The organism is Ureibacillus massiliensis 4400831 = CIP 108448 = CCUG 49529 (genome assembly GCF_000772965.1).
Classification (GTDB): domain Bacteria; phylum Bacillota; class Bacilli; order Bacillales_A; family Planococcaceae; genus Ureibacillus; species Ureibacillus massiliensis.
This window is the reverse complement of sequence record NZ_JPVQ01000016.1, coordinates 50,510-66,078: the sequence shown is the minus strand read 5'-3', so window position 1 is coordinate 66,078 and position 15,569 is coordinate 50,510. Positions and strand designations below refer to the sequence as shown.

Below are 15,569 nucleotides of genomic sequence, written 5' to 3'. Positions count from 1 at the left end.
GATTTTTAAATCTAAGAAAAATGTCTCAAAAGTAATATACATACTCTTGAGACAATCTAGACTAGGCATGGATCGATTTATTTTTAACACGCACTTTCTTTTCCACTTCTTTAAAAGATACGAATCTTTTTTGTTTAGGATCATAAAGCTTATATCGAATAGACTCTAGACTTGTTCGAAGTGTAATGGTCGTTGCTTTTTGTAACGGCGGAATTGATTTATGAGCCTCTTCAAGGTTATAATTCGGAACTCTTGGAGCTAAATGGTGAACGTGATGATAACCAATGTTTCCTGTTACCCATTGCAACACCTTTGGCAATTTATAGAATGAACTACCTTCTACAGCAGCTTTTACAAAATCCCACTCTGGATCATATTCAAAATACGAATCTTCATACGTATGTTGGATATAAAACAACCAAATCCCAAGAGAGCCAGCGATAAATAGCGTAACCCCATGAACTAATAAAAAAGAAGTCCATCCAAAGAAATATATGAGTGCCGTGCAAATAAGAAGAACCATAATGTTGTTAAAATATGTGTTCATTCGTTCTTTCTTTTTCGCACTTTTACTGTTAAAACGGTTTAACACAAGTACTAAATAGATTGGTCCTAATCCAAACATAACAAGTGGATTTCTGTAAATCCGATATGCAAGTCTACCAAATTTTGATTTTGCTAAATATTCATCGACCGTTAGCATATCAATATCACCAATTCCACGTTTATCTAAATTACCACTAGAAGCATGATGAATTAAATGCTCACGTCTCCATTTTGAATATGGGAAAGACGTTAGTATACCCGTTATATTTCCAAGGATATCATTCGCCTTCTTATTTTTAAAAAAGGAACCATGTGTACAATCATGAAAAATAATAAAGGTTCTAACTACAAATGCTGAAGCTAAAACGCTACACGCTACCGCAAGCCACGGAGAAAACTGTACAACAGTATATCCTAATCCCCAAATGACAAGAAGTGGAAGTATTGTATTAATCATCTGAAGTGTACTTTTATTTCGTTCTGATTTTGCAAAAGGTGCAACTTCTTTACGTAGATGTTTCGTTTTTTCCGCGTCAGACATTTTCAATATATTTCCCTCTTTCACACTAGATTGTTAATTTTATCGTAAAGTAAGATGTTTGCATGTAGTAGAAGCAAACATCATTATATATTGATTACGAATGTCATAAGACAATGTTAAAACTTTATGCATCTCTCCTTAATTCACCATTTCGCGCTTTCCTAAATGTATTATTTAGAAAAGTTTCTCTTAATATTCGTGATGTTTGTCATATATGACATTTGTCATTTGATAAGGCAATTTGAATTTTCGCCTAAAAAAATCTGCTCTCCTGTTGTTGGAGAGCAGAATAATTTATTTTATAGACAATATGGAACGAGCCAATTTCACATATTACTTTTCATTTGGGAAGTCTGGTCCTTTTAAGTCTAACTGATAATATACAATATCTAACCAACGACCGAATTTGTAACCTGCGTTATTGATTTTCCCAGTATAATAAAAGCCAAGCTTTTCGTGTGCGATAATACTACCTTCATTGCTAGAGTCAATACAAGCTATTATCGTTTTAACTTGTTGCTGCTCTGCTTCAGCAATTAGGTGTTTTAGTAGTTTTGTGGCAATACCTTTTCTTTGATGATTATTATGTACATATACAGAATGCTCTACTGTATATTTGTAAGCAGGGTATGGTCGGAATTGGGAATAGGTTGCAAATCCCGCAACTTCACCATTCTCTTCAAAAACAAAACTTGGATCATTGTTTTGTTGTTTTGCATTAAACCATTCAATTCTTTGCTCGATTGTTTCAGGTGAATATTTATAAAGAGCTGTCGTGTTTAAGATTGCGTCGTTATAAATTTCATTTACTACTTCTAAATCTTCTAAAGTCATTGGTCTAATCATTATCTAGTCACCTCATATGAATTTAATAGCTTAATTTTTTAATAATATTGGCTAAAAGTAATGAACGCTCTACTAATGACGGAATTTCTAAATATTCCTCATCACTATGAGCATTGCCACCTACAGGACCTAATCCATCTAATGTTGGTACGCCCACATTAGAAGTAAAAGAAGCATCCGAATTTCCCCCTGTAGATACATCCTTTAGTTCAACACCCATCTCTTCTCCAACCTCTTGAACTATTTCAAGAAGACGATTGGTTCCTTCGTTTTTTACCATTGGCGAACGATGAATACCACCTTCTAATTCAAGAATGGCTCCGGGGACGTCAGGAACGGAACAGATTTTCCTAATTTCTTGATCTATCCAAATACCTTGTTCGGCCTTGTCAATTCTTATATCGATTATCGCCTCAGCATATGGGCAGATTACATTTGCTGATTCTCCACCCCGTATCATACCAACATTAACATTGATTCCTTCAGAATCTTTATTGAGTTTTTGAAGTCTAACAACTTTATAAGATAATTCTTCAATCGCACTGATTCCTTCTTCCGGTGCAATTCCTGCATGAGAAGCTTTACCATAAACCTTTAAAATATAATGCCCTCCACCTCTACGTGAACTAACTAATGAACCATCGGGACGTGCCGGTTCCATAACAAGGGCATATTGTTTACCTAATGATACATTTTCTATTAATACATGAGAAGTAGTTGAACCAATTTCTTCATCACTATTGAAAAAAAGATGTACATTTTTTACAGCTTCTTCTTCTCCATTTTTAATTAACGCCTTTAATGCATATAGAAGTGTGACGTGACTTCCTTTCATATCGATTACTCCAGGACCGTACGCTCTAGATCCGCGAATCATAAATGGACGTTCTTTCACAGTACCCTCTTTAAATACTGTATCAAGGTGACCTAGAATAATAATTTTTGGATTTTTCGCTTCTTTATGTCGTAAGAAAAGATGATTCCCAACCTCGGTTTGATGTACTGTATCGATGGTAAAGTTTAATTGTTTATACTCATTACTAATTAATTTTCCAACCGCATCTACACCTTTTTTATAATGGCTTCCGGAATCTTTATTTACGAGCCGCTCAAGCATCAGTAATATCTCTTGTTCCTTAGACTTTAAATACGATAACAATCCATCATTTCCTTTCCATTTTTGCTAATCTAGTTAGTATTAGTCATATGTGAATCAGTGAGGATTATGAAAACCCTCACTGAAAAACTATTTCTGTCTTTCTTCCGTCCAATGGATAAAAGCACGCTACCTCGTGACCTGTTTCAAATTCTACTAATTCAGGCTCTTCCTTTTTACATAACTCTGTTGCAAAAGGACATCTTGTATGAAATCTACAGCCAGTAGGAATGTCCACATTCGAAGGTACATCACCTTCTAATATCATTCTTTCTCGCTGATCACGTACTGTTGGATCAGGTAGTGGAACAGCAGAAACCAAGCTAACCGTATATGGGTGTAGCGGCTTTTCAAACAGCTGATCTTTTGTTGTAATCTCAACGATTTTCCCAAGATACATGACAGCAATCCGATCGCTAATATATTTTACTGCTGGTATACCATGGGCAATAAAAATAAATGTTAAGTTATAATCCTTTTGAAGCCTGATTAATAAATTTAATATTTGCGCTTGTATGGATACATCTAAAGCAGAAACCGGTTCATCACAAATAATTAGTTTTGGTCTTAATGCAATAGCTCTCGCAATTCCAATTCTTTGACGTTGCCCTCCACTAAACTCATGGGGATATCGATTAAGATAGGATACGTCTAATCCTACCGCCTTCATTAACTCAGTCACTTCTTGATTAATTTCTTTTTTTGATTTTTTCGTATGCGTTCGAATAGGTTCTGCAATTATGTCCTTCACTCGCATTCTTGGATTTAGAGAAGAAAACGGATCTTGAAATACCATTTGTATATCTGATCGTAAATTTCTTAGTTCTTCCTTTGTTAGGTCGTCAAAATTTTTTCCATTAAAGATAATGGTGCCCTTCGTTTTTTCGAGCAAATGGATGAGTAAGTTCCCCGTGGTTGATTTCCCACAGCCTGACTCTCCAACAATGCCAAGAGTTTCTCCCTCATAAACTTGAAAACTAATGTCATCTACTGCTTTTAAATATTTTTTTGAAGTAAATCCCTCTTTTGTTTCAAAATATTTAGCAAGCCCTTTTACTTCTAATAGAATGTTTTGATCATTCATTTAGCTCGCCTCCTTCATCCACTAACCAACAACGTGTAAAATGCTGAGGTTCAAATTGGATTAACGGTGGATTTTCTTCATAGCATTTCTCCATCGCAAATGGGCAACGCGGATTAAATCTACATCCCTTTGGCATGGCAGTCGGCGATGGTACAGTTCCTTTAATCGATTCTAGCTGCTCATGCTTTTCATATAGTTTAGGTGTACTATTCAGTAAACCTTTCGTATATGGATGTTTTGGACTCTTAAATAAACTGAATACATTTGTATATTCTACGATTTGACCTGCATACATTACCGCCACATGATCAGCCATCTCAGCAACAACTCCTAAATCATGGGTGATTAACAAAATCGCAGTCTGGTTTTCTTTTTTCAGATTTTTCATTAGCTCTAAAATTTGAGCTTGAATCGTAACGTCTAATGCTGTAGTTGGCTCATCTGCGATTAGCAATTTTGGTTTACAGGATAAAGCCATCGCAATCATGACACGCTGACGCATACCACCGCTCAATGTATGAGGATAGCTATAATAAATTTTTTCAGCTCTCGGAATACCAACATGATTTAATAACTCAATCACCTTTTGTTTTGTTTCATTTTTATCGAGCCCCTGATGTAATCGGATAGATTCCCCGATTTGATTGCCAATTGTAAATAAAGGATTAAGAGAAGTAAGAGGCTCCTGGAAGATCATCGCAATCTCGTTTCCTCTTATTTTTCGATACTCTTTTTCTTTTATTTTGGTTAATTCCTTATCCTCCAATTGGATGCTACCCTTTTCGATTACACCTGTTTTTTCGATTAATCCCATTATTGAAAGAGCGGTGACACTTTTTCCGGAACCCGATTCCCCTACAACAGCTAATGTTTCACCCTTTTTCACCTGAAGGGATACACCGTTTACCGATGGAACATATCCCGAGGTTGTTTTAAAAGAAGTATGCAATTCGTCTACCTTTAAAACTACATCCAATACACTCATATGCTCCCTCCTTTAATAGTTCGCATAGCGAAAAAGTATTCAATTCTCAACGTCTATGATGTTTACTTAATATATTCTTGTAAATTTTCATTTTATGTATAGATTTAAACACCAAATAACGACAAGAAAATGGGTATCTTACTCTAGTTCATATTCACTTTTTCAGTACTAAGGAAATAAGGAAGAGACCAATTATGACATAATGTTCTTACAAGTGATTTTATTAACAAGTATTTTTGGACAATGAAAAAAGAGACGTCCTCATTCCAGAAAGACGTCTCATTTACCTATAATTAAAAATCTTTGTTATCAGCTCTAACGGTATTTTCTAATTTATTGTTTTTAAACATTGAAATATCGAGCATCCGGATGAGCGAACACAATTGCCGACACACTTGCTTCAGGTTCCATCATAAATCCATCAGTTAAGTGAACTCCTATTTGTTCGGGTTTTAGTAGTTTAAATAACTTTTCTTGATCCTCTAAATTCGGGCAAGCTGGATATCCAAACGAAAAACGTTGACCCTGATATTTCGCTGCAAAACGATCACGCATCGTAAAGTCTACCGCATCTGGGAACCCCCATGCATCACGAATTTCTTGATGTAAACGTTCTGCAAAGCCTTCTGCAAGTTCTAAGGCTGTCGCATGTAACGCATGGCTCTCTAAAAACTTACCTTGTTCTTTTAATTCGTCAGCTACTTGTCGAACACCATGTCCTGCTGTTACGACCATTAATGCAACATAATCCATTTCCCCACTCTCCACTGGTTTTAAGAAATCGGATAAACATAAAAATGGTGCACTTTTTTGACGTGGGAAGCAGAATCTTTCTATTTCCGTTTTGCAATCCTCTGGGCTATAAATAACAACGTCATCTCCATCAGCTTGAGCTGGGAAAAATTGATACATGCCAGACGGTTTTAATAAATCCGCATTTAAATAGCTATTAACTAAATCATATAATTGAAGCGCTCGATCCTCTTTTTCGATTAATGCCTTTTCAACATTCCCTTTATACCCTAAGTGATGTCCAATTAATGTTCTCATATTTACATATGGATGAAGGTGAGCAACTGAATAGTTTTTCGTCACATGTTGAACTAAATCTTTTGGTTTGAACACCTGTGCATCCTGAACAGTTCTAGCTATTTTTTCAGTGACTATTTTTTCAGGCCGTTCAGCACGCTTTGCATCAGCAATTAATCTTTTTTCTTGTGAGTCTCTAAGCTCTTTTATTAATAATTCACGTTCCGATTCGCTCATTAAACGGTTCGCATGGTCTAACCCTTGCATTGCATCCTTTGAATAGACAACCGGTCCATTATATTCTGCAGCAATTTTTGTTTCTGTAAATCGTTTTGATAACGCTGCACCACCAACTAAAATAGGTAATTCTATACCTGCATCCTTAAAATCCTGTGCTGTCGTTACCATTTGCTGTGCAGATTTAACTAGTAGCCCTGAAAGTCCTACAATATCAGGCTTCTCTTTCCTGATTGCTTCTATCAGCTCAGATGGTGTTACTTTAATGCCTAAATCAACCACCTTAAAGCCATTGTTACTTAAAATAATATCTACAAGGTTCTTTCCAATATCATGAACATCGCCTTTTACTGTTGCAAGGAGGACCTTCCCTTTCCCTGAACTGTCTTCGGATTTCTCCATATATTGTTCTAAATGCGCTACAGCTGCTTTCATAACCCCTGCACTTTGCAATACTTCAGCAACAATTAACTGATTATCGTTAAAGAGGCGACCGACCTCTGCCATGCCTTGCATTAACGGGCCATTAATGATATCTAGTGGTGTATCAAATAGATCCATCGCTTTTTCTAAATCTGGAATAAGCCCTTCCTTTGTTCCTTCCACGATGTAATAGGCTAAACGTTCTTCAACTGTATCCGGGAGTGTTATAACCTTTTGTTCTTTCTTTTTACCTCTATAAAAATCTGTAAATATCGCTAGCGTTTCATCATTTGTATTAAAAATTAAGTCGTTTGCTAATTTGATTTCTTCTTCAGGAATAGATGCATATCGCTCTAATTTCTCTGTATTGACAATTGCATAATCTAATCCAGCTTGTGTGCAATGGTATAAGAATACTGCATTCAATATTTCACGCCCAACAGGTGGTAATCCAAAGGAAACATTACTTACTCCTAATACTGTTAACGTGTTCGGTAATTTTTCCTTTATCATACGAATTCCTTCGATTGTCTCTTCAGCCGCTCCAATATATTGCTCGTCGCCTGTACCAACTGGGAACACAAGAGGGTCAAAGATGATATCCTCAGGAGCTAGTTCCCACTTTTCTGTTAACAACTGATACGAACGTTCTGCTACCTCTAATTTACGGTCTCTTGTAACAGCCATACCTTGTTCATCAATTGTTCCTACAACAACTGATGCACCGTATTTCTTCACAATCGGCATTACTGCATCAAATCGTTCTTCTCCATCTTCTAAGTTAATCGAGTTGATAATGGCCTTCCCTTGGCAGTACTTCAATGCTTCCTCAATCACTTTTTCATCTGTCGAGTCAATCACTAATGGTACTTTTACTTTTTTCACCACTTCTTGCATGAAGTTTTTCATGTCATCTAGCTCATCGCGATCAGGATTCGCAAGACAAATATCAATTACATGTGCACCATTTTTCACTTGTGCTCTAGCAATTTCAGCCGCTTCCTCAAATTTCCCATCAATGATTAATTGTTTGAATTTCCGGGAACCAATAACATTCGTACGTTCCCCAATAAATAACGGTCTCATTGAATCATCATACTGAAGTGGATCAATTCCAGAAACAACATGTCCATGGGTTTTGCTTTGTAATTTTCGCGGTGAATATCCACTCACTGCTTCACGAATTGCTTGTATATGATCAGGGGTTGTACCACAGCAGCCACCGACAATATTCAACCACCCTTTTTCAGCAAACCCTCTCAATTTTTTTGATAACGAATCAGGCGTCTCATGATAACAACCTTCTTCATCTGGTAATCCGGCATTCGGATAACAGCTAACATAACTCGTTGCTAGCTCTGATAATGAACGGATATGATCTGTCATAAATTCAGGACCCGTTGCACAGTTTAGTCCAATGGAAAGGGGCTTAATATGTTCTATCGAAATATAAAAGGCTTCGATTGTTTGCCCAGCTAATGTTGTTCCCATTGGTTCTATTGTCGCAGAGACCATGATTGGCAATGTCTTTCCTGTCTCCTCAAATGCACGCTTCACACCTAGAGTAGCCGCTTTGACATTCAGCATATCTTGACTTGTTTCCAGTAATAAAAGGTCTGCTCCTGCTTCTACTAAAGCCTTTGCTTGAACATAAAAATTGTCTAATAACTCATCGAAGGAAATCCCCCCTGTAACAGAAAGAGTCTTTGTCGTAGGACCTATGGCGCCTGCTACAAATCGAGGCCATTCATCAGTGGAAAATTCCAGAACTGCCTGCTTCGCTAACTGAACTGCTCGTTTATTTATTTCCTCTGCTTTATAGCCTAATCCATATTCGTTTAATACGAGGGGAGTTCCACCAAAAGTATTTGTACAAATAATGTCCGCACCTGATTCTAAATACGCTCGATGGATATTTGTTAAGACATCTGGTCGAGTCAGGACTAAATTTTCATTACACCCCTCTAGTGCTTCTCCACCGAAATCCTCCGCTGTTAGATTCTCACGTTGCAACATCGTACCCATTGCACCATCGATAATTAATATGCGCTTTTTTAATTGTTCTTCTATCAGATGGTTAACCATTTACTTTTACCCCTTTTGTCTCTTCGTCGAGTTGTTTAATATATTGCATCAATTGTAAAGTAAAATCGTATCGTAAAAATGGTGTGATTAAATAGATACCATTAAAATATTGTGTCGCCGTATCGAGTAATTCTTTCGCTATTGCTATTCCTTCTTCTGCTTCGCGATCTTTATCGCCATCACATGCTTTCATTCTTTCTAGCACTTCATCAGAAAGCTTGATTCCTGGTACTTCATGATGTAAAAACTCCGCACTTCTAAAGCTTGTCAGCGGCATAATCCCTATATAAATAGGTGCCTCCAATTCTCTCGTCGCTTCATAGATTTCTACTATTTTTTCCTTGGAATATACCGGCTGGGAAATAAAATAATCTGCTCCATGCTCTATTTTTTTCTCTAATCTACTTACCGCTCTATCTAATACACGGACATTCGGATTAAATGCTGCCGCCACTGAAAAATTAGCTTTTTTACGAAGAGCTTTACCAGAAAAGGAAATCCCCTCATTTAGCTGCTTAATTAGTGTAATTAATTCCATTGAAGAAACATCGTACACACTTGTTGCACCTGGGAAGTCTCCTACTTTCGTTGGATCTCCTGTAACAGCTAAAATATCGTGGAGTTCTAATGCATTTAAGCCCATTAGATGCGATTGCAATCCGATTAAATTTCGGTCGCGACATGTTATGTGTGGCATCGAACGAATACCGTGTTGCTTTAAAATTGCACCCATTGCAATATTACTTACTCTTGGAGATGCTAATGAATTATCCGCCATCATAATAATATCCGCGCCTTCTTTGTATAAAACCTTCGCACCTTCTACAAAAGCATCCACTTCTAAATGACGTGGTGTATCGAGCTCGATAATAACAGAACGTTCTCGTTTAACTTTTTCATGAAGGGGTTCTGTATTTCTTGGCTCTGGCTCTCGAATAAGTACTTCTTTCTCGGGCTTCGTTCGTTTTTGTTCGATTGGTTTAAGATTACTTAATTGTTTTTTTACCGCTTCAATATGTTTTGGAGTTGTTCCACAGCACCCACCGATTAATCGAACACCTTGGTTGCGCAGTTCAAGTGCCGCTCGTGCAAAATAATCTACTTCAGATTCATAAATTACGCGACCCTCCTCAATATCTAACAATGATGCATTTGGGTATGCTGACAAATAAGCCTTTTTTGGTAATTCAACTGTTTCTAATGCTTGTATTGTATGATAAGGGCCCAGTCGGCAATTTACTCCTACAATATCTGCACCGATATTTTCAAGTTCCAAAAGTGCATCATTTAATTTAATTCCATTTAATAATACTCCAGGCTCTGACATTGATACTTGCGCGATGATTGGTATGTCCGTCATCGTTCGAAGAAGTTTAAGTGTTTCTGTTAACTCTTCAAAATCATAGTAGGTTTCAAGTAAAATACCATCAATTTGACCATCTATTAGTATTTCAGCTTGTTCTCGGACAGTAGTTAAGATTTCGTTTAACGTTGTATCACTTTTACGAACACCTAGAATTCCTCCAATTGATCCAATAATAAATTGATCACCTGATTGAACTGCTTTTTTCGCTATCTTTATCGCTGCTTCATTAATTTCTTTGACTTGAGATTCTAATCCATAGCGCGCTAGCTTTATCGCATTTGCACCATAAGTATTTGTCTGAATAACATCTGCACCCGCTGCTATATATTCACTATGAATCTTTTCAATTAACTCAGGTCTAGTAAGATTCATTTCTTCATGACAATAATCCAGTCCATAAGAATATAAAAGAGTCCCCATTGCCCCATCTGCTGTCAGTACTTTTGTTTGTAGCGCTTCACGTAATCCCATATTCCAATCCCTTCCCCTTATATAAAAATAAAAGCCTTCTTATAGAAAGAAGGCTTAACATAGCTATATGAATTCCTTCTTATCTTCCGGATAACCGCTGGATTTAGCACCATACATAACTGTTGGTTGCTGAAGCGTCATCGGGCCAGTTCCCTCTGCTTCTCTTGATAAGAATTTTTTATTTGATTAGTTTGAATCATATCTTAAAATGAAAAAATCTTCAATAGTTAATTCAAATTTTTTAGACTTTTCTTATTTAATTACTTGGAATATTTTATCAGCTGTTTTTTTGCCATTTTCAATACATGCACCGATTCCAACTCCAAAATAAGAGCATCCTGCAATAAATAAGTTTGGGAATTTCTCGTCGAATTGAGTGAGCACTTTTTGTAATGCCTCGTTATGGGCAAGATCATATTTTGGCATTGCATCAATCCATTTTCGGATATTCACTACAGCTGGTGTTTCTTCTATGTTTAAGCTAAGCTTAATATCTTGTAGCGCAACTTCCGTTAACTCCTCGTCAGACATTCCTTTTAACTCTTCATATTTTGGGTTACTACTTTTATAAAAAAGTCGCACGAGTAGGTTACCGTTTGAAGATGTATGTTTCCATTTTCTACTTGTCCAAGTAGAAGCATTACATATTAAATCACTATTGTGGGACACGATAAATCCCGTACCATCTGCTGGTAATATAGAGTCAGGTAAGTCAAATCCTAAGTACATCGTAATTGCAGAAGCATCTGTAAATTGATTTAATAATTCATTAATTTCACTATCAGCCACTACTTGACGCACGACTTGATTTGGACATGCTAAAACTACTACATCTGCTTGAATTTTTTCCCCATTTTCAAAAGATAACTCATATCCATTGCCATTCTTTGTAACACGTTCTGTCACAGTATTTTTCATGAATTCTACTTCAGGTAAAGAGTCCTCAAGTTGATTGATAAATCCCGATAAACCTTTTTTAAATGAAATAAATTTTCTATTTGCATCTCTTTCATATTTTTCTCGATTTGCTTCAAAACCTTTCATGATGCTACCATAATTATTTTTATAATCTACTAAATAAGGTAATGTGGAATTAAGCGATAATTCATAAAGGTTCCCAGAATAAACACCCGCAAGCACTGGTGCTATTTGCTTCCTAACAATTTCTTCTCCTAAAAAATACTCTAGAAATTCTCCAATTGAACTTTCTTTAGTGAACTTTGTATTTGGAATTTCAGCATCCTGTAATACACGTTTTTTTCCTTCTGGGGATATTAATGTACTTGCCATTAATGACGCTTCATCCATCGGTATACCAAAAATAGAACCTACTGGGATGGCATGTAATTTATTATTTGTATGAATATAGGAGATACCCGTTTCGTTATATACAACCTCTGATTCGTAATGAAGTTCCTGAATAAGCTCAAGAACCCCGGGATGTCGCGCCACGATTGAATCAGCACCTGTTTCCATTATGTAATCCTTTTCATAAACGGAATGCATCTTGCCTCCTAGATATGAATTCTTTTCAATCAATACTAGACGGGCTTCCTCATTGTTTTCTTTCAATTTTTTTGTTAAGTAGTGCATTGTACATAGCCCTGTAATACCTCCGCCAACAACAACCACCGTTTTCATATACACAACTCCTTCGCGTCAGTCGCTTGTACCTCTAGTATAAACTTTTTCTATAATAATAATTGTTTGTTCTTTTACAAAATTCGTAACATGTTGTTAATTGTTAAGTTAAAAAATTGAAATAATCATTTCCCAATGTATGACGGTCGCCCGCGAAACACGAAGCCTCCATCAAAAACGAGCATTACTATATAAAAAGTACATTCCAAAATTAATGGAATGTACTTCTCTTCTGGGACAACCCTATTTTTCAATCTCAATCATTTGTTTTTCTGCCCTTAAGCGCCATTTTTTAGCTTTTTCCAAATCCTTTTTTACATCAATTCCATGTTCATATATATGGGCGATATTAATCATTGATTGGAAATCACCAAGTAGTGCTGCTTGATTGTAATATTGAATCGCTCTTTTCCCATTTTGCTTTACACTTATACCATTTTCATATATATACCCTAAATTAAATAAGGCATCCACTTGATATTGATTGGCTGCTTTTTCAAACCACTGGATTGCCACAGCCATATTTCTTTCAACTCCAAGTATTCCTTCAAAATAAATGGAACCAATTCGATATTGAGCTTCATCATATCCATTTTCAGCTGACTGCAAATAATATTCGAAGGCAAGCTGTTCATTTATTTCTACTCCGATTCCTTGCTCATATAAAATACCTAGCGTAAACATCGCCTCTGGAATATTTTTTTCTGCTGCAAATGTAAACCACTTAAGCGCTTCTTTTTCATTCACTTCAATACCTTCGCCATTCATATACATATCAGCTAAATTATTAGCTGCATCGGGATGTCCTGCTTCGGCTGCTTTTTTATAAAGCTTAAAGGCTTCATCATAGTCCTCTTCCATAATCTCCCCATCAATATAGCAATTAGCAAGCAGATATTGTGCATCAGGATATCCTTTTGAGGATGCGCTTTGTAGCCAAAATAGATAACCGTCATATTTTTTAAATTTTTTATAGGCCTTTGCTATATTGACCATCGCCTCTACATCTCCAGTATTAGCGATTTCGAGCTGTTCTAATATTTCGTTTATATCTTGTTGATCAACTTGTATCGAAGAATCTTTTATTAGTTGTAAAATTACGTCCTTATTTGCGTACAAGTACTACACACCTTCACTAAGCTGTAATTATCTATCCGGTTTGAAAAGGTTATTTCTATTTTTGCGTTGGATCAGTAAAGTATTCCAATAAATAATTTTTAAATTGCGTAGCAGCAGGCGACAAATATCTTCCACCTACCCAAGCTATCCCAATCTTTCTTTCGCAAATTGGTTCACTAACTCGGATTTTTTTCACATTGTATTCCTTTAATCCCTTAATATCAGGTATTAATGATACGCCTAACCCTGCGCCAACAAATCCTGCTACAGTATGCATTTCTTCCCCAGCAAATGTCGTGTTTGTTGTCACTCCTGCTTGTTCGAGAAAATAGTCAACAATTTTTCTTAAAGCATTTCCAGGTTTAATGGATATGAATCGTTCATCTTTTATTTCCTCAAGACGAATGGATTCGCGATTGGCAAATCGATGGTTTTTCGGAACTATGACATACAATTCTTCATTCCAAAGTTCTTCCCATTGTATATCAATTATTTTTGACTGAATTCTTTGAGATAAACATAAATCAATATTTCCTTCTTCTAGCCATTTTAATAAATTGTAGGAGGAAGCTTGCGTTAAAGTGAACTTCATATTTGGATACTTCTCTGGTATATGCGCTAATAATTCCGGCACTACTTCCATACCTAATGAATGTATAAAGCCTAATGCCACTACACCATATCCCGGTTTAACAAGTCCTCCAATTTCTTCTTTTGCTTTTTGAAACTCATTTAAAATACTGTCCACACTTTCTAAAAAAAGCTTTCCATAACGATTTAAACTAATTGATCTACCTTGACGATCAAAAAGAGGCACACCAATCTCTTGCTCTATATTTGAAATTGACTTACTCAAGGCTGGCTGTGAGATATTCAATCTTTCTGCAGCATGTGTCATATGTTGCATTTCTGCAACGACTTTAAAATATTCTAGCTGTTGAATTTCCATGAAATTTATACCTCTTTCGATTAATAACTTTTTGGAATCATATTAATAAAAACAATAAATTGTACTTATGTATTGTTACCTCTATAATAAGCTTAAACATCAAGTTTGCATATCAAATTTCAAAATAAAAAACAACTACTTTTACAAATAGTTCATTTCTTTGTCACATCTAGGAATTAAAAGGAGTCTTATAAAAATGAAAATCATCCCGCCAAAACCGTTTACAATAGAATCAGGAAATCGCGCTGTTCTATTACTTCATGGTTTTACTGGCAACACAAACGATGTTAAAAGATTAGGTCGTTATTTATCAGAACGTAATTACACAGTTCATGCACCATTATACAAAGGACATGGTGGTGATCCTGAAACACTTATCAAAACGGATCCAATTGAGTGGTGGAACAGTGTTTTAGAAGGTTATGATGAACTAAAACAACGTGGTTATGATGAGATTGCTGTAGCTGGCGTATCTCTTGGAGGAATTTTCTCGTTAAGACTTGGCGAAGAGCGCCCAACAAAAGCAATCGTTGCAATGAGTGCACCTGCACTAGCTAAAAGTGTAGATAGCCTACAAAGTCGTATCATCGATTATACGATAAAATATAAAAAATTATCTGGCACATATGATGAACAAAATGACAATCCAGACAAGGTTGCCCAGTATGTTCAAATGCCATCTCTTGAATATTTACAAGGTATCATCAATGATACTAGTTCAAAATTGGATACAATTCAGACACCCGTTCATATTTTACGTGGACTACGTGATGATGAATATTACTGCGAAAGTGCAGATTTAATATATAACTCTGTAAAATCTCGAATTAAATCAGTTAAAAGCTTTATTAATTCTGGCCACATTTTAACTCTTGATCAAGAAAAAGAGTATGTTTTTGAAGAAGTGTATCGTTTCTTCGAAAGTTTAAAATGGAATGAGTAATTTTTCATAAATTTTTTAAATAATTAATAATAAAATTTAAAAAATTTGGCCATATTACTATTGTATCCCCTAGCAAATTCCCCAATTTGCTATAAAATAAATGTCCTTTGTGGCATTACATCCCTATAAACAAGCTACGTTTAAGATT

Annotated in this window: 11 protein-coding genes and 1 riboswitch; of the genes, 1 reads left to right on the top strand and 10 read right to left on the bottom strand. The window is 35.9% G+C overall.

Annotated elements, in window-relative coordinates; all coding sequences use genetic code 11:
* Positions 1-61: 61 nt before the first annotated feature.
* The 10 genes from desA to CD30_RS10225 form a co-directional block, all read right to left on the bottom strand.
* On the bottom strand, positions 62-1,087 hold the full coding sequence (desA, locus tag CD30_RS10270) for a Delta(5) desaturase DesA (RefSeq protein ID WP_036176372.1): 1,026 nt from the start codon (positions 1,085-1,087) through the stop codon (positions 62-64).
* Between the two features lie 333 nt (positions 1,088-1,420).
* Positions 1,421-1,933 carry a GNAT family N-acetyltransferase gene (locus CD30_RS10265; RefSeq protein ID WP_036176289.1) on the bottom strand — a complete coding sequence of 171 codons (513 nt, stop codon included), beginning with the start codon at positions 1,931-1,933 and terminating at the stop codon, positions 1,421-1,423.
* 22 nt (positions 1,934-1,955) lie between these two features.
* Positions 1,956-3,092 carry a M20 family metallopeptidase gene (locus tag CD30_RS10260; RefSeq protein WP_036176286.1) on the bottom strand — a complete coding sequence of 379 codons (1,137 nt, stop codon included), beginning with the start codon at positions 3,090-3,092 and terminating at the stop codon, positions 1,956-1,958.
* A gap of 76 nt (positions 3,093-3,168) precedes the next feature.
* A complete protein-coding gene (locus CD30_RS10255) occupies positions 3,169-4,173 on the bottom strand; it encodes an ABC transporter ATP-binding protein (protein ID WP_036176283.1) in 1,005 nt (334 codons plus the stop codon).
* The gene (locus CD30_RS10250; RefSeq protein WP_036176281.1) at positions 4,166-5,158 is read right to left on the bottom strand and encodes an ABC transporter ATP-binding protein; all 993 of its coding nucleotides are present in this window, start codon (positions 5,156-5,158) and stop codon (positions 4,166-4,168) included. The genes CD30_RS10255 and CD30_RS10250 overlap by 8 nt, the downstream gene beginning before the upstream one ends.
* 342 nt (positions 5,159-5,500) lie before the next feature.
* Positions 5,501-8,932 carry a methionine synthase gene (metH, locus tag CD30_RS10245; protein WP_036176277.1) on the bottom strand — a complete coding sequence of 1,144 codons (3,432 nt, stop codon included), beginning with the start codon at positions 8,930-8,932 and terminating at the stop codon, positions 5,501-5,503.
* The gene (locus CD30_RS10240) at positions 8,925-10,769 is read right to left on the bottom strand and encodes a bifunctional homocysteine S-methyltransferase/methylenetetrahydrofolate reductase (protein ID WP_036176275.1); all 1,845 of its coding nucleotides are present in this window, start codon (positions 10,767-10,769) and stop codon (positions 8,925-8,927) included. The genes metH and CD30_RS10240 overlap by 8 nt, the downstream gene beginning before the upstream one ends.
* Before the next feature lie 76 nt (positions 10,770-10,845).
* A riboswitch (SAM riboswitch) is annotated at positions 10,846-10,943 on the bottom strand.
* A 78-nt stretch (positions 10,944-11,021) separates the two neighbouring features.
* The gene (hemG, locus tag CD30_RS10235) at positions 11,022-12,410 is read right to left on the bottom strand and encodes a protoporphyrinogen oxidase (protein WP_036176272.1); all 1,389 of its coding nucleotides are present in this window, start codon (positions 12,408-12,410) and stop codon (positions 11,022-11,024) included.
* Positions 12,411-12,653: 243 nt separating this feature from the next.
* On the bottom strand, positions 12,654-13,529 hold the full coding sequence (locus tag CD30_RS10230) for a tetratricopeptide repeat protein (protein ID WP_052126143.1): 876 nt from the start codon (positions 13,527-13,529) through the stop codon (positions 12,654-12,656).
* Positions 13,530-13,584: 55 nt separating this feature from the next.
* Positions 13,585-14,478 (bottom strand): LysR family transcriptional regulator, encoded by an 894-nt coding sequence (locus CD30_RS10225; protein WP_036176269.1) that lies wholly within the window; start codon positions 14,476-14,478, stop codon positions 13,585-13,587.
* Positions 14,479-14,674: 196 nt separating this feature from the next.
* Between CD30_RS10225 and CD30_RS10220 the strand changes: the two genes are divergently transcribed.
* Positions 14,675-15,421: an alpha/beta hydrolase gene (locus CD30_RS10220; protein WP_036176266.1), complete on the top strand. Its 747-nt coding sequence runs from the start codon at positions 14,675-14,677 to the stop codon at positions 15,419-15,421.
* Positions 15,422-15,569 lie beyond the last annotated feature (148 nt).